Source organism: Actinomadura sp. HBU206391, assembly GCF_014323665.1.
In the GTDB taxonomy this organism is placed as follows: Bacteria; Actinomycetota; Actinomycetes; order Streptosporangiales; family Streptosporangiaceae; genus Actinomadura_C.
In genome coordinates this window covers 15,593-30,308 of the sequence record NZ_JABVEB010000070.1, presented here as the reverse complement: position 1 = coordinate 30,308, position 14,716 = coordinate 15,593, and the positions used below count along the sequence as shown (strand labels likewise).

General features: G+C 67.2%; 16 protein-coding genes and 1 pseudogene. 11 read left to right on the top strand and 6 right to left on the bottom strand.

Translation table 11 applies throughout. The features are described from left to right. On the top strand, positions 1-583 hold a 583-nt coding region (locus tag HKK72_RS20690), incomplete at its 5' end, for a hypothetical protein (protein ID WP_222720929.1). A gap of 65 nt (positions 584-648) precedes the next feature. Beyond that, on the top strand, positions 649-1,683 hold the full coding sequence (locus HKK72_RS20685) for a carcinine hydrolase/isopenicillin-N N-acyltransferase family protein (protein ID WP_187236048.1): 1,035 nt from the start codon (positions 649-651) through the stop codon (positions 1,681-1,683). A gap of 43 nt (positions 1,684-1,726) precedes the next feature. On the opposite strand, the gene HKK72_RS20680 is transcribed toward HKK72_RS20685, so the two are convergent. Further along, the gene (locus HKK72_RS20680; protein WP_315987356.1) at positions 1,727-2,728 is read right to left on the bottom strand and encodes an ADP-ribosylglycohydrolase family protein; all 1,002 of its coding nucleotides are present in this window, start codon (positions 2,726-2,728) and stop codon (positions 1,727-1,729) included. Between the two features lie 478 nt (positions 2,729-3,206). On the opposite strand from HKK72_RS20680, the gene HKK72_RS20675 reads away from it, so the two are divergent. From HKK72_RS20675 to HKK72_RS20655, 5 genes are all read left to right on the top strand, one after another. After that, positions 3,207-5,375 carry a prolyl oligopeptidase family serine peptidase gene (locus HKK72_RS20675; protein WP_261987009.1) on the top strand — a complete coding sequence of 723 codons (2,169 nt, stop codon included), beginning with the start codon at positions 3,207-3,209 and terminating at the stop codon, positions 5,373-5,375. Positions 5,376-5,549: 174 nt separating this feature from the next. Beyond that, positions 5,550-6,317, top strand: coding sequence for a DUF6221 family protein (locus HKK72_RS20670; RefSeq protein ID WP_187236046.1), 768 nt, complete (start codon positions 5,550-5,552; stop codon positions 6,315-6,317). Then, a complete protein-coding gene (locus HKK72_RS20665; RefSeq protein WP_187236045.1) occupies positions 6,314-6,622 on the top strand; it encodes a hypothetical protein in 309 nt (102 codons plus the stop codon). Before HKK72_RS20670 ends, HKK72_RS20665 begins: the two co-directional genes overlap by 4 nt. Positions 6,623-6,925: 303 nt before the next feature. Beyond that, positions 6,926-7,381, top strand: a complete 456-nt coding sequence (locus tag HKK72_RS20660; RefSeq protein WP_187236044.1) for a hypothetical protein — start codon at positions 6,926-6,928, stop codon at positions 7,379-7,381. Between the two features lie 248 nt (positions 7,382-7,629). Then, positions 7,630-7,965: a DUF6221 family protein gene (locus tag HKK72_RS20655; RefSeq protein ID WP_187236043.1), complete on the top strand. Its 336-nt coding sequence runs from the start codon at positions 7,630-7,632 to the stop codon at positions 7,963-7,965. Positions 7,966-8,353: 388 nt separating this feature from the next. On the opposite strand, the gene HKK72_RS42810 is transcribed toward HKK72_RS20655, so the two are convergent. Both HKK72_RS42810 and HKK72_RS20645 read right to left on the bottom strand, forming a co-directional pair. Then, a complete protein-coding gene (locus HKK72_RS42810) occupies positions 8,354-8,473 on the bottom strand; it encodes a hypothetical protein (RefSeq protein WP_410050322.1) in 120 nt (39 codons plus the stop codon). Then, positions 8,455-8,964, bottom strand: a complete 510-nt coding sequence (locus HKK72_RS20645) for a hypothetical protein (RefSeq protein WP_187236042.1) — start codon at positions 8,962-8,964, stop codon at positions 8,455-8,457. The genes HKK72_RS42810 and HKK72_RS20645 overlap by 19 nt, the downstream gene beginning before the upstream one ends. Before the next feature lie 491 nt (positions 8,965-9,455). Here HKK72_RS20645 and HKK72_RS20640 point away from each other — a divergent pair, with 491 nt between their 5' ends. Next, entirely contained in the window at positions 9,456-9,797 is a 342-nt protein-coding gene (locus tag HKK72_RS20640) for a cupin domain-containing protein (RefSeq protein WP_187236041.1), read from the top strand. A 236-nt stretch (positions 9,798-10,033) separates the two neighbouring features. Here HKK72_RS20640 and HKK72_RS20635 read toward each other — a convergent pair whose 3' ends face one another. Continuing rightward, positions 10,034-10,198: a hypothetical protein gene (locus tag HKK72_RS20635; RefSeq protein ID WP_187236040.1), complete on the bottom strand. Its 165-nt coding sequence runs from the start codon at positions 10,196-10,198 to the stop codon at positions 10,034-10,036. Between the two features lie 280 nt (positions 10,199-10,478). On the opposite strand from HKK72_RS20635, the gene HKK72_RS20630 reads away from it, so the two are divergent. Continuing rightward, on the top strand, positions 10,479-10,808 hold the full coding sequence (locus HKK72_RS20630; RefSeq protein ID WP_187236039.1) for a hypothetical protein: 330 nt from the start codon (positions 10,479-10,481) through the stop codon (positions 10,806-10,808). Then, positions 10,805-11,209: pseudogene (locus HKK72_RS41180) on the top strand (5'-nucleotidase C-terminal domain-containing protein); the annotation flags it as partial. The gene HKK72_RS20630 and the pseudogene HKK72_RS41180, both read left to right, overlap by 4 nt. Positions 11,210-11,251: 42 nt before the next feature. Here HKK72_RS41180 and HKK72_RS20625 read toward each other — a convergent pair. Beyond that, the gene (locus HKK72_RS20625) at positions 11,252-11,659 is read right to left on the bottom strand and encodes a MerR family transcriptional regulator (RefSeq protein ID WP_187236038.1); all 408 of its coding nucleotides are present in this window, start codon (positions 11,657-11,659) and stop codon (positions 11,252-11,254) included. A 49-nt stretch (positions 11,660-11,708) separates the two neighbouring features. On the opposite strand from HKK72_RS20625, the gene HKK72_RS20620 reads away from it, so the two are divergent. Beyond that, entirely contained in the window at positions 11,709-12,590 is an 882-nt protein-coding gene (locus tag HKK72_RS20620; protein WP_187236037.1) for an NAD(P)-dependent oxidoreductase, read from the top strand. A 135-nt stretch (positions 12,591-12,725) separates the two neighbouring features. On the opposite strand, the gene HKK72_RS20615 is transcribed toward HKK72_RS20620, so the two are convergent. Beyond that, a complete protein-coding gene (locus HKK72_RS20615; protein ID WP_187236036.1) occupies positions 12,726-14,534 on the bottom strand; it encodes a glycoside hydrolase family 15 protein in 1,809 nt (602 codons plus the stop codon). Positions 14,535-14,716: the final 182 nt, after the last annotated feature.

Sequence of the window (14,716 nt, the reverse complement as noted above, 5' to 3'; positions counted from 1 at the left end):
CCATCGCGCCGGTGCGCGGCCTGCCGCGGCGGGACAACCGGCGGGGCCGCCCGGACGTCTCCTGGGCATGTACAAGTGGTCGCGCAGGAAAGCGGTCGCCGGGGTTCTCATCGCGGCCATGACCTCCACGCTCATGGCCTGCACGGTGCCGCGGCACGGGCTCACCGGGGTCAGGCTGGACGCTCAGGGTCGTCTCATCGCGGTTCTCGCGTGGTGTCCCGGCAAGGCTCCGGACGGCGTGACGCTGCACACGCAGGAGGAGAAGCCCGAACTGCAGATTCGGTATCAGGCGCCGAAGCTCTCGGGAACCTTTGCGGAGACCGGGTTGAGCGAGCCGTCACCCGGCTGGACCGCGTCGGCGCGATTGCCCGCCCTGAATCCGGAGCGTGAGTACCGCGTGTACGGATGGACGGGTGACAACTCCACGAGTACGAGGGGCGTGGAGTTCACACTCGCGAAACTGCGAGCCGATGGCTCCATCTTCCTGCAGGGCGAATATGACGAGAAAACCGATTCGTGGCCGGACGTCCACCTCAGCCCGGACGAGTTCCGGGACGCGGTGGACCGCATGGTGGGCTGCTGATCGCCGTGGGGCGCGTCCTTCGCCTTTCGCAGGCGTCTTGCCGTACGGCTCGTGCCGTGTTACCGATGGGTGTGCGTCGTCGTCTTCTGATCATCGCCGTGCTCGCGGCCCTGCTGGTCGGCTCCGGCGTATTCGTCCTCTGGTGGCCCTCGTCGCGATCGGCGACGAGCGGCGGCGCCACAGCGCAGGCGTTCACTGCCGACGAGCGTCGCAGCCTGGCGACGCTCCGGCTGGTCGACAAGGAACATCCGCTCTTCGCGATGACTCTGTACGGGTCCTACGATCTGATGCGAAAGATCACAACTCCCGTCACGACGACGCGGCCCTGGGCGTGTTCGCTGTTCCTCGCGGCGAAAGGGCCGAAGGGGCCACTGTTCGCCCGGAACTTCGACTGGGGCCCCAACCCCGCGCTGCTGCTCACCACCCAGCCCGTCCGAGGGCCTGCCACGATCTCGATGGTCGACATCTCCTACGTGGGCATCGACCGGGCCAATGCCGTACGGCTCACCACCGACCCCGGCCTCCAACGCCTTCTGCTGCAGGCGGTCGCGCTCCCCTTCGACGGCATGAACGAGCACGGCCTGGCGGTAGGCATGGCCGCGGTCGACAGCGCCGAGGCGCCCAAGATACCTGGCCGGCCCGTAGTGGGCAGTGTCCGGATTCAACGTCTCGTGCTCGACCGGGCTCGTACGGTCGACGAGGCTCTGGCGTTGTTCCGCAGCCACGTGATCGACTTCGAGGAGGACCCGCCGCTGCACTATCTGCTCGCCGACGTGCGTGGGCGGTCGGCGGTCGTCGAGTTCGTCGGTGGGGAGATGCGCGTCATCCGTGGTGCCGGCGCGTGGCAGAACATGGTCAACTTCGTGCAGTCCGGGGCGACCGAGCAGACCAAGCGCGACGACCGCCGCCACAGCACCATCGCGAAGCGGATGCGGAGCACCGGCGGCAGCCTCGACCCGGGCTCCGCGATGACGCTGCTGTCCCAGGTCGTCCAACGGCATACCCAGTGGTCGGCGGTGTACGAACTCCGGAGCGGGAGCGTTCACATCAGCGTCGACCGCGACTACGGCACCCGTTACGACTTCGCACTCAACGGTTAGTCTCTCGCAGGAAGCACGGCCGTCCTGATCGTACGGCGGCGCGCTAGTCCCAGGCGGTACCGAGACGGGCCAGCCGATCGGCGTACTCGATGCGCGTCGCCCACTCGGCCGGCCAGGCGTCCATGCCGAGGTACGCACCCGCGAACGCTCCCGCGAGGCAGGCGATCGAGTCGGAATCGCCCGAGCTCGCCGCGCCTCGCCAGATCGCCGCCACCGGGTCCTCAGGGAACATCAAGAAGCAGAGCAGCGCAGTGGCCAGCGCCTCATCGGCGATCCAGCCGCCGCCGGTGGCCAGACACGGATCGGCGGTCCGATCGACCACCGGCAACGCCGCGTCAAGACGGTCGAGGACCTCCAGGCACTCGTCCCAGCCGCGCGCGATGAACTCCTCAGGGCTGCTGACGCCTGGGCGCTGCCACAGCTCACCCAGCCAGCGTTCGTGGTAGGTGGTGCGCTGCGCATGGCAGTGCTCGCGAAGCGCGCTCTGCAGTTCCCTGGGGGCCATGCCCTCACGAAGCCACCACACCGCGTACGCGGTCAGCTCGCTCGCGGCCAGGCCCGTCGGGTGCCCGTGCGTGAGCGCGGCCTGAAGCTGAGCCGCCCCCGACCGCACTTCACCTTTCAGGCCGGGCACCAGTCCCACCGGGGTCACGCGCATGTTCGCACCGCAGCCCTTGGAGCCCTGGATCGTCGCCTTCACCCACGGATGGCCCTCGGCCAGGCCGCCGATGGCCCGCATGCACGTGTTGCCCGGCGCCCGGTTGTTGTCCGGGCTACGCGCCCAGTCGACGAACGCCCGCCGCCAGATCGGGATGACGTGTTCGGGCGTGAGCGGTGGGTTGGCCAGCGCGTAGGCGAGCCCTTCCCCTACGGCGAGCGCCATCTGCGTGTCATCGGTGACCAGCGCCGGCGACCCCTCGAGATCCCGCGGGCCGTCGGGCCCGTACCTCGCGACGATCCGCCGCATGTCGAGGAATTCGGTGGGCTTCCCCAACGCGTCCCCGTATGCCAGCCCGAAGATGCTCCCGCTCGCCCGTCCGCTCACCACTACTCCTGTTCGCCGCTTACGCCCGGCATTCTCCCGCACATCCCCGACCAGAACGGGACCATCGGGTGGCGCGGCCACCGGCGGCGCGCCCCGACCTCGGCACACCCACGGCCGCTGGATCTCGGAGGTCCGGGTGAAGGTTGGCAGACTCTTTGCGCGTGATCTGCTTTACGGTGACAGGAATTTTCTATTCTAAAAGCTTAGAATTGCCATGAGATTGCATGAATCTCCATGCTTGCCTCCAGTGCGGGTTTATCGATCGTGGGCGCGGGCATGGCCGTCGGGGTAATTGCCTATCTCGGGCAAATCGCAGGATCCGGGAGGATGTCATGAATGGATACCTGCCCTATACCTCAACCGGCCCGGCTCCCCGCTCTGGGGGCATTCGCCGCTGGCAGGAGGACATTCTTCGTGGCGAGTCGTAGCTGAGTGATTCGAGGTACTGCGGTCGGCCAAGACCGCAGTACCTCGGCGCATGGCGGGCGGGACGTCGAAGGGGGATGTCGTGGCGGCATTCTTTTACCCCGCGGCTACGCGCGGCGATGTGGTGGAGGATCTGTTCGGTTTCCCTGTTGCCGATCCTTATCGGTGGTTGGAAGACCGCGATGATGCGCGTGTGCGGGACTGGGCGGCCGCCCAGGATCGCTTCTTTCGCGCGTATCGCACCGGATGGCGTACGGAGCTGAGAGCGTGGGCGTCTTCGGTGGACCAGGTGTCATCTTTCGGCGTCTCCGAGCCTCCGATGGTGCGTGGCCGCGTCACGTTTCTCGCCGAGCAATCGCTCGGGGACGAACAACGGCGCCTGCTCGTCATCGACGCCGAGGGGAAGCGGCGGGTGCTGGTCGATCCGGTAGAGCTCGATCCGTCCGGCCACACCGGGCTGTATGCCTGGTGGCCGTCGCGCGAGGGCGAACGCGTGGCCGTCCAACTGGAGGTCGCCGAGCAACCCGGTAGCGACATCATGGTGCTGGACGTGCGTACCGGTGAAGTGCTGGACAGGCCATTGCCACGCGCCCGCAACACCTCGCTTTCCTGGCTGCCTGGAGGGAACGCGTTCTATTACGTCAGCCGTGTTCCTGATGAGGAACTGCCCCCGGGCGACCGGCGTCTGCAGCGGCGGGTGAGGTTGCATCGGATCGGTACGCCATGGCAGGCCGACACGGTGGTGTTCGGTGGAGATGATGCCCCAGACCACTATTACGGCGTCACGGTCAGCGCCGACGGCCGTCACCTGGCGATCACCGCTATGGCGGGGCCCGCCTCACACAACGATGTGCACGTGGCCGAACTCATCGATCCGAAGGCCCCGGACTTCGTCCAGATCGTGGACGGGCCCGCACTGCGCGCCCGTGTTCTCCCACGCTTCCTCGCGGACGACCGTCTGCTGCTGGTCACCGACCATCAGGCGCCGTGTGGGCGCATCTGCGTGGCGCATCGCCGCGACACCGACCCTGCCGCATGGCGCACGCTGGTGGCCGAGGATCCCGAGGCCCCCTTGGACGAGTGTCTGGTCCTGGACGACCCGGCACTTCCCCGGCCCCTCCTGCTGGTGGCACGCGCCCGCCACGGCATCTCCACTCTGACACTGCACGACCTGGCCACCGGCCGGCCGCTCACCTGTCCGCGCCTGCCGGGGGCGGGCGTCGTATCGTCCCTGTGCACAGAGATCCCACACGGGCATCACGCATGGTTCAGCTACTGCGACGCGACCACACCCCCCACCATCTACGGCTACGACGCCATCAGCGGGAAGGTGGAACGGGAAACGGGCGCCGCAATGGCCGGACACAGGCCGGAAATACGTAGTCGCAGCGTTCGCTATCTCGCCGGCGACGGCACCGAGGTCACCCTGTTCCTGTTCACTCCGACCGAAGAACATCAGGGCCCCAGCCCCACCCTCCTGTACGGCTACGGCAGTTTCGGCATGCCGATGCGCCCATGGTTCTTCCCCCTGGCGGCCGCCTGGGTCAACGCGGGCGGCACCTACGCGGTCGCCTGCGTACGCGGAGGAGGTGAAGCAGGCCAACGCTGGCACGACGCCGGCCGCGGACCGCACAAGCACCGCGCGATCAGCGACTTCAACGACGCCGCGAACTGGCTCATCGACACCGGTCACACCACCCGCGACCAACTGGCGATCTATGGCGTATCCGGCGGCGGGCTACTGGTCACCGCCGCCGCCATGCAGCGACCGGACCTGTACGCCGCGGTCATCGCCGCGGGACCGCTATGCGACATGGTGCGCTACGAGAGATTCGGCCTGGGATGCACATGGACCGACGAATTCGGCACCGCCTCCCGGCGCGAACAACTCCAATGGCTGCTCGCCTACTCTCCGTACCACAACGTCACGCCCGGAACCCGCTATCCGGCATTCCTGCTCACCGGTGCGGTGACCGACCTGCAGACGGGAGAGGCCCACGTCACCAAGATGTGCGCCGCCCTCCAACATGCCACCAGCAGTGACCGACCGATCCTCATGCGTCGAGAACCCGACACCGGCCATGCCGCCTCCCCGGCGAGTAAAGAGCGCGCCCTGATCGCGGACATCCTCGCCTTCGCCGGAGAATGCACCGGTCTATCACCGCAGATGACGACCACGCCTCTTCACGACGACGCCGCGGAACCACTTCTGGATCGATGACCGGCGGGCCGGGGCCGTTCGCGCATCCGCGCCGGCAAGCGGAACTCGATCCTCTTCTCGGCCGGGGACGACTTCAGCGGCTGGCCGAACGAGACCGGCTGGTTCTGGAACGAGCCGACCATCGAGTACCTGAACTCCATCGGGCTGGACTTCTCGACGGTCGGCAACCACGAGATGGACCGGGGCTACCCGTTCCTGCGCCACATGCTCGACGGCACCTGCCAGGGGCGTCCCGACGACGATCTCTGCTTCACCGACTCGACCGGGCGCCGGTTCCACGGCGCGGACTACGGCTACCACTTCGACTTCCTCGACGAGGCCGACACGGTCAACGTACGCCGCGGTCCTGCGCCGGCAGGGCGTCCGGGCCATCGTGGCGGTGATGCACGAGGGCTTGCCCCGCGCACGCGGGGATGGTCCCACCTAGCGGCAAGTCATGGAATCCCATGGCCTGTCGGCCCCACGCGCGCGAGGCTGCTCCGCTGGCTACGGCCGGTCACCTGGCATGTCGCACAGGTCGACATCGAAGATCCAATGCCCCTGGCGGACGCTGTCCAGCGGCTTCGCGGGCACTCCCCAGAGGAACTCGCCCCGGACACGGCCGAGCGGCACGTCGGCCCAGACACCTCGCTCGGCGCGGCCTGCCTCGCCGCACCGGAGGTCGTCGACCCGGATGGCAAACGATGGGAGCTCCCGGATGTCGCAACGGGCCTCACCGAACAAGACGCCGACCACGTGGCCTGGAACGACCCCCGCCAGATCATCGCCGACCGCGAACAAGCACTCGCCACCCTGGACCGCTACGCGGAGCTGACCGCAGACCGGCGACGACTCCACGATCCGGCACTCCACCTCCAATGGCACGTGCTCAGCGAAGTCACCCACCAACTGGCCCACAGCTATCGGCACCGGCCCGGCTGGAACGAGGAGTGGCACCGGTGAACGGCGACAGCACCAAGGCCTACGAAGGCCCCGCGGCCCTCATCCATGACGACCGAACCTTCGTCGTCCAGGCCGAGGTCTACAGGTCGGAAGCCCCAAGCCCTAAGATCGTCGGGTCACTGGTCCACATCCCGCCGCCCCCCGATTGGACGGTCGAGGCGTACTCCGATGGACACCTTCCGGGCGTCCGCCTGTTCGATCCCGAGCCGATGCTGATCCGCTTCCTCGACGGCCACGAAGGCAGCATGTTCGTGACCGACGGATGCGTGGCAACAGCGGGGGACCCGGCATCGTCTACGACCTGAAGACCTGCTGCCTCTTCCCCACATCGCGGAGAACCTTCGGGCTGATGACCGTCGGAAGACATCCGGTCATCTTGTAAATATTCATGTTGTAAATATCCATGGCCATGTGCAACTTGGCCGAGCTGCCCAATAGGCCACGACCTGAGAGCGGCTCAAAGTCGCGTGCCCTCGATATGCCCCAGAGCTACGAAGACGAGAGTCATCTCGATACCGGAAACCGTACTGGCGCTATGTGGTCAAACCTGGGCAGGCGGTGACCCCATGTGGGATGATTACGGTCCCCTGACTATGGGAGAGGACTGCATGCGCAAACTAACGCGACGACTGGCGATCGCGATTCTTCCGGCGACCGTTGCGGCGACGATGTTCAGCTCGCCCGCCCATGCCGCGACGAATCCGTACACGGCGGCAGAAGCCTGCAACAACGACTTCGGCGGCGCGTGGGGTTACGCTACGGACGGTCACCGGGTGATCTACGCTGGCAGCACCAAGGTGGGTGATGTCTACCTGATGTACAATGGCTCGTCCGGATACAACTGTGTCGCTACCCTGAAATCGGCAAGCGTTGGCACCCCCACGTGGACCGACGCCGAGCTTATAGTGCAAGGCAGTGGTTCCGTTCATAACGAAGGGCAGTTCAAGTACTACGCCGCAGTCCAACGCTATGCGCGTGGCAAGTGCGTCGATTACCTCGGAAGCATGTACTACAGCGGCCGCTGGTGGACGAATGGCCGAGCCGCCTGGGGAAACTGCGGCTGAACTCTCTTGACGACATAAGGCGTGGTAAGGGAACTTCCAGCAGCCCCCTTCGCGCGAGACAGCCTGCTGCTATCGCCGAGAACGCTGCACTCGCCAGGATCGGGACCCCTGTCGGTCTGCCGGTACTGCGCCGTCCTGCTGCTCCGCGGCGCCGGTGACACCTGGGTTCATATCCCGAAGCGGTCACGACCGCTCGGCCCGCTCGAACCAACCTGCGATGATCCGCAACCAGCAGTCGGGTGGCGGCCGTGACTGAAATCGAGCGCCTGGTCGCGTGGCTGCACGCCACCATCCAGGCCGACAAAGCGCTGGCGGAGGCGGCAACCGAAGGCCCGTGGGAAGCCGCCATCGACGACCACGGCCGCGACGGCATCGAAGCCGGCGTCTGGGCCGGGAACATGAACGGCCGCTACATCGCCGAGATCATCACCAGAGGCCCGGCCCACATCGCCGACGCCCAGCACATCGCCCGCCACGACCCGGCCCGCGTGCTGGCCGAGGTTGCGGCCAGGCAGGAGCGGATCACGCTGTACCTCGCGGCCAAGGCCCGCCAAGCCGCCGAGCAGCAGGACTACGCCGAGTGAATCGACGGCTTCCGGCAGGGCGACCGGCCGAAGATCGATGGGCCCGACCCCGCGCTCATCCCTGGGTTGGAGCTGAGCCTGCGCCTGGACGCGCGTTCGTACGCCGACCGCCCCGGCTACCAGGAGAAATGGCGGCCGTAATGTGCCAGTACGTGATCAAGCCCGAGCGTGACCGCGACCTCTACATCGGCTGGTCCAGCATCACCGAGGCACCGACCTGGCGCGCGACCCAGACCGGTGCGAGACCGGCCCGAGGCGCAACGTCAGCGGTCAAACGGGACCCGCCGGCCGTGGATGATCGTGTATGTCTCCTGCTCCACGGATCTAGGCGTTGATCGCAGAGCGCCTCGGCCTATCGGGTAGGTCTCGTGCCATTGGCGCACGGCTCTCAGAAGTTGGTGGTTGCATTAGTCCGCGCCACCCGACGAACCTCCTCTGCTGATATGCCCCGGATCTCCCGCAGATCCGCGCCGATCAGGTCCGCGCCGGTCAGTTTCGCGCTGCGCAGGTCCGCGCCTCGCAGGTTCGCGTCGCGCAGTTCGCACCAGTCAGGTTCGCCCTGGGGAGGTGGCTGTGCGGGATGCGGGCGGCGTGCAGATCGGGGATGTCGTCGTCATCCGCAGGGTTGCGGGGTGGGTGGGGCGTGCGGCCGATGACGGTGAGGGCGGCGGCGACGTCGATGTCGGGCTCTGCGGGGAGCTTGTTGTCCTTGATCCTGGGGGCTGGGTCGTGTTCTCGGGCGAAGGCGGCCAGGACGTCGATGATGGCGGGCCGGTCCCGGGCCGAGTCGCGTGCGATTCGTTCCAGGGCGTAGATGGCGGCGGTGCGGACCTCGCGTTTGGTGGAGTCGAGTTGTTCGACGGCTTTGGTGTAGCGGTCGGTGACCTGGCCCTCTTTGGCGGTGCGTAGTTCGTCCTGACCCGTGCGCCAGGTCAGGGTGGTGGTGACCAGACCGGCGAAGGCGAGCGGGACACCGAAGATGATTCCGGCGCTGTTCAACCACTGGTGCTTACTCTGGCGCCGGCGGTCGCGTTCGATGTCCTGGCGCTGCCGCGGAGCTCCAGCAACTCCAGACGCCGATCGGGCGAAAGCGCGCTCAGCTCCTCCTGCGTCGGCGCAGGAATCTCGGATTGCTCAGGCCGAGCGGCCGCAGGATCATCCGCCTGACCACCAGCAGGGGCCGGGGGATCCGAGGACGGGGAGGGCTCTGAGGGACCACCAGATTCGCTCACATCAAGACAGACGTCCGCGCATCGCCCCACGACAGCCCGTGGCCGGACCCGGACACCGCCCGGCCTCGCACACCAATGGCATCCGGACGCTCTTAGGAATGATCGATCTATGGCCTCCACAGGTCTGATCCGCGCCTCATCACGCTCGGCGGCACCGGCGTGATCGCGAGCGTCCTCATGCTCGCCCGGATTCGGCGCACGAGCGGGCAGGACATGAGCCGGAAAGGTTAGGTCGCACGCGTCGGTACGCTGGCCGCCATGGAGATCATCAAGGGTGCGGGGGAATGGGCGCGGCCCGCCGCCGGGGCCGCCGGCGACTGGGTTGCGCAGTTCGAGGTGCCAGACCTGTCCGTCGGGACGTACTGCATCCCGGCCGGCGGGGTCGACGACCAAAGCCCGCACACCGAGGACGAGATCTACGTGGTGACCGCAGGCCGAGCCCGGATCGTGGCGGCGAGCGGTGAGGCGGAGGTCGGCCCTGGAGCGGTGATCTTCGTCCCGGCAGGTGAGGAACATCGCTTCGTGGACATCAAGCAGGATCTGGCACTGCTGGTCGTGTTCGGCCCGGCCTATGGCTCGCGCGCCGGTTCCCGGGCCTGACGTGCCCCGGCGCGTTCCAGGCGTCCACAGGATCGACCAACCCACCACATTGGCGGACTGATCCAGCCCAGCCGGGCGGAGGAGCCGCCGCACGCGGGCGGGATAGCGATCATGATCTCTGTTTGGCTGGAACGGAGGGAAGTGCCGGTGCTTGAGGGAGGGTGATCGGCCGGAAGCCCCCCTCACCCTGGTCCCCACTCTGCTGAACCTGCCACTCGCTGGAGTGCTGCTCCTGGTCACGGCCTTCCGGTGCGGTGATGTCGCTGCTCCTGCCAAGCGCCCAGGTTGAGGACGAGGCCGAGGGGATGACGTTCGCCGGTCAGGATCTGGGGGAGCTGTGCGGAGCGGGCCGCCTGGAATGGCGGGGGGAGCAGCCCGCTCGCGAACAGCAGCACGAGCATGACCGGTACGGGTACGCCGAGGCAGCGGCCTTCGGTCGACCCGCTTCAACAGCCATGACCAGTGCGTACCCCACGATCAACGGGCCAGACGGGATGTCTTGCTGGTGCTCGCCAGGCCAGCCGCCGAACCGGGCCGCGAACAGGACGCTCACCCAAAGGCCCGGCCGTCTCAAGGACGGTGACGTTGAGGACCTCCCCGAGTACCGGCCGCTGCGGCGGTGTGACCCACATCGGCCGCTGATTCGATGTACGGGATGGGCAGCGCCATAGAACACCGTTTATGGCCCTCTCTTCTGATGTCGTTGAGTGCGAGGAACCGGGTGCGGATGACCCGCAGGCGTTGTGCGGGGCACAGGCCGCCACCCACGGGCGCTGCCTCGCCCACCTCAGCGCGGAGGGCCGGCGCGCCTATCTGGCCACCCTGTCGCCGGGCGCCGACGTTCACCTACGCGGCGCTACCATCCCCGATGGGCTCCTCGCCGAGCTGCTGAACGCACTACGCGATGATCACGGCGACGTACAAACCGGCCTTGCGGACTTCAGCGGGGTGACGTTCTCCGGGGACGTCGACTTCTTGACGGTGACGTTCTCGCCAACACCCAAGACGTGACGCCCGACCCGCAGACGCTCCGGATCGCGGAGTACTGGCGGCAGAAGTCGGTGGCCCGAGGCAACACCCCGGTGGCGAAGGTGACCGCCGACCTGACCCGGGCACTGGGAGACGCCGCCGAGTCGACCCTGTACAACGCGACCGCCGACGCCTTCCAGTGGGCGGCGAACAAGGACGGGCGGGCGGACCTCGCGGTCGCGATGCCGGGCATCCTCCGAAACGACATCCGGTACGCCGCGAACGCGGGAAACCCGGCCGACGCTCCGGGCCGGGTGCTCTTCTCCGAAGTCGCCTTGGGCACCGTCTACGACAGCGGCATCGGCGTCGGACTGGTCCGGGGCGACATCTCCGGCGCCCAGCTCGACGCGCTGCTGGAGAGCCAGTGGCAGCAGGCCGCCGACGGGTCGGTGCCGCCCGGGATGCCGGCACCCTGCTGCCAGCAACTAGGCGGGGACGGGCTCCTGGTCGGCATCGTCAAAGGGGGGATAGTTCTCGTTGCCCATTCGCTCGGCCGCATCGATGTAGTCGGCAAGAGCGTCGCGGGATTGAGCGAGCCTGGCCATCTGATCGTCCAGTCGCTGCAGCCGTGACCGCATCGCGGCCAGCAACTCGGGACACCCGAGCAGTTCCGGGGCCTCTCCGACCGCACAGGGCAGCAGGTACGCGATGTCCTCGGAGGACAGACCGGCACCAAGCAGGTGCCGGATCTGCTTCACCCGCAGCACGGCGTTCTCGTCGTACTCGCGGTAACCGTTCGCGCCGCGGTCTGCCTCAAGCAGGCCCTGGGCCTCGTAGTAGCGCAACTGATGGGCGTTGACCCCCGTCCGACGACTCAGTTCCCCGATCAGCATCGAAACCTCACTTGACCTTCACACCGGTATCAACGTTGACGATGCTGCCATGAACAACAACACCGGCACACCCGTGACAGTCATCGGACTCGGCCTGATGGGCCAGGCACTCGCCGGCGCGTTCCTGAAAGCCGGGCATCCCACAACCGTGTGGAACCGTACGACCTCCAAGGCCGACCAGCTCGTGGCCGAGGGTGCACTGCTGGCGCCAACGGCCGGCGATGCGCTCAAGGCGGGTTCCCTGACGATCATCTGCGTCACCGACTACCAGGCCATGCACGAGCTGCTCGGCGGAAGCGACATCGAGCTGCACGGCACGACGTTGATCAACCTGACCTCGGGCGCCTCGGCCCAGGCCCGGGAAGCCGCCCAATGGGCCGAGCAACGCGGCGCCCATTACCTGGACGGCGCCATCATGGCCATCCCGCCGGCGATCGGGACCGCCGAGGCGCTGATTCTGCACAGCGGGCCGCAGTCGGACTTCGAGGCGCACAAGTCAACACTCGACGCCCTCGGCACCGTCACCTATCTCGGCGCGGACCACGGGCTGGCGTCCCTGTACGACGTGGCCGGCCTGGCCATGATGTGGAGCGTCCTGAACGCCTGGCTCCAGGGCACCGCCCTGCTCAGGACGGCCGGTGTCGACGCCGCAACGTATGCGCCGTTCGCGCAGCAGATCGCTGCCGGCGTGGCCGAATGGCTGCCTGGGTACGCCGAGCAGATCGACAGCGATTCCTTCCCGGCCGAGGTGTCGGCTCTGGAGACCGACGCGCGGGCGATGGCACACCTGATCGAGGAGAGCGAGGCGGTGGGGGTCAACGCCGAACTGCCGAAGTTGATCAAGGCGATCGCCGACCGCTCGATCGCCGCCGGACACGGTGGGGAGCAGTATCCCGTGCTGATCGAAGAGTTCGGCAAACCACGCGACTGACCGATCCCGACACCAAGATCTGGTGTCTCGTGCAGGTTGCAGAGGAGAAATCGATCTGGAAGCGGATCACCAGCCGGCTCGAGCTGCCGTTCACCGAGACCGTTCTGGCCACCGAATGGCGGGACGTCCGCCGGCTCAGCACATCGCCCGGTCGAGGTTGTACGCGGCGCTGATCAGAGCCAGGTGGGTGAACGCCTGCGGGAAGTTGCCAAGCTGTTCCCCGGTGCGGCTGATCTGCTCGGAGAAGAGGCCGAGGTGGTTGGCGTACGTGAGCATCTTCTCGAACACCAGGCGTGCCTCGTCGAGGCGGCCCGCGCGGGAGAGGGCCTCCACGTACCAGAACGTGCACATGGAGAAGGTGCCCTCGTCCCCGAGCAGGCCGTCCGGGCTGGACTGCGGGTCGTAGCGGAAGACGAGCGAGTCGGAGACCAGGTCCTCTCCTATCGCCTCCAGGGTCGACAGCCAGCGACGGTCGTTCGGTGCCATGAACTTGGCCAGCGGCATCATCAGTACGGCGGAGTCCAGTACGTCGGAGCCGTAGTGCTGGACGAATGCGCGCCGCGTCGCCGACCACCCGAGGTCCAGGATCTGCCGGTAGATCGCGTCGCGTTGGGCGGACCAGCGGACGAGATCGGCCGGCAGACCGCGCTGCCGCGCGACCCGGGTGGCGCGTTCGATCGCCACCCAGCACATCAGTCTTGAATAGGTGAAGGCCTTGGCGCCGCCGCGGGTCTCCCAGATCCCCTCGTCGGTTTGATCCCAGTTCTCGCACACCCAGTCGACGATCCGGACGACGTTGTCCCACATGTCGCTCGTGATCGGAGCGCCGTACTTGTTGTACAGGTACACCGAGTCGATCAGTGCACCATAGATGTCGAGCTGGCGCTGCCCCGCCGCGCAGTTGCCGACCCGCGCCGGTGCGGAACCCCGATAACCCTCGAGGTGGGCGAGTACTTCCTCGGGAAGGTCGGCCCTGCCGTCGATGCGGTACATGATCTGCAGCGGTCCGGAAGGGCCGGCCAGGTTGCCGCAGAAGCGGTCGGTGAGCCAGTCGATGAAGCCCTTCGCCTCGTCGGTGAAGCCGAGCCGCAGCAGTGCGTAGACCGAGAAGGCCGCGTCGCGAATCCACGTGTAGCGGTAGTCCCAGTTCCGCTCGCCGCCGATCTGCTCGGGCAGGCTGGTCGTGGGGGCCGCCACGATGGCGCCGGTCGGCTCGTAGGTGAGCAGCTTGAGGGCGAGAGCGGAACGATGCACCGTCTCACGCCAGCGTCCCTCGTACTGGCACTGGGCGAGCCAGCGACGCCAGAATCGCACGGTGCCCTCGAACAGCGACTCGGCCTCGGCGAGCGGGCACTCCTGCGGCACGATCCCGTTGGTCAGGCGGTCGAGAACGAAAGCGGCCGTCTCGCCCTCCTTGAGTACGAAACGGGCACGCACGTCTCGGTCGTCGCAGTCGAGCGGAACGGTGCTCGCCAGTCCGAGTGTCAGCGACAGCGCCTCGAAAACGGCGTAACGCGGCTGGAAACGGACCTTGTGGCACTCTCGGCCGTAATCGAAGCGCGGTGCGACCTCGATGTTGAAAGGAATCTCTCCCCGCGCACAGACCACGCGCCGGATGAGCCGGTGCCGTTCGGGATCGCGCGACTGCTCGACGATCGGCATGAAGTCCTGCACCTCGCCTACACCGTCCGGCGTGAGGAAACGGGTGATGAGGACGTTGGTATCGGGAAAATACAGCTGTTTCGTGGTCGCGGGGATGCCCGGGGACAGCGTGAAGCGACCGCCGCGGGCTTGGTCCAAGATGGCGGCGAACACGCTTGGAGAGTCAAAGCGCGGACAGCAGTACCAGTCGATGGTGCCATCGGTGCCTACCAGCGCGGCCGTGCGCAGATCGCCGATCAGACCGTGCTCGGCGATCGGTAGATACTGCGTCGGCCGGGTCACAAGACACCTCCACCTTCATGGTAGGTAGAGCTCTGCGCCGGGCTCCCGGGTCCCCTCGTCGTCACGATCCGGCCGGGTATCGATCGTCGGCGGTGAACAACGCCTGCTGCGATGCCGGCCAAGTACCGGCACACCTGCGCTTCAGCGCGCGGTGCTGTCGCTTGTCGCTAACGGTCAGAGGT

Coding starts and splice junctions, on each gene's coding strand:
- HKK72_RS20625 (WP_187236038.1), bottom strand. CDS start 11,659: ATGCTGATCGGGGAACTGAGTCGTCGGACGGGGGTCAACGCCCATCAG.
- HKK72_RS20660 (WP_187236044.1), top strand. CDS start 6,926: ATGCGCAAACTAACGCGACGACTGGCGATCGCGATTCTTCCGGCGACC.
- HKK72_RS20640 (WP_187236041.1), top strand. CDS start 9,456: ATGGAGATCATCAAGGGTGCGGGGGAATGGGCGCGGCCCGCCGCCGGG.
- HKK72_RS20620 (WP_187236037.1), top strand. CDS start 11,709: ATGAACAACAACACCGGCACACCCGTGACAGTCATCGGACTCGGCCTG.
- HKK72_RS20675 (WP_261987009.1), top strand. CDS start 3,207: ATGGCGGGCGGGACGTCGAAGGGGGATGTCGTGGCGGCATTCTTTTAC.
- HKK72_RS20630 (WP_187236039.1), top strand. CDS start 10,479: ATGGCCCTCTCTTCTGATGTCGTTGAGTGCGAGGAACCGGGTGCGGAT.
- HKK72_RS20670 (WP_187236046.1), top strand. CDS start 5,550: ATGGACCGGGGCTACCCGTTCCTGCGCCACATGCTCGACGGCACCTGC.
- HKK72_RS20685 (WP_187236048.1), top strand. CDS start 649: ATGGGTGTGCGTCGTCGTCTTCTGATCATCGCCGTGCTCGCGGCCCTG.
- HKK72_RS20635 (WP_187236040.1), bottom strand. CDS start 10,198: ATGCTCGTGCTGCTGTTCGCGAGCGGGCTGCTCCCCCCGCCATTCCAG.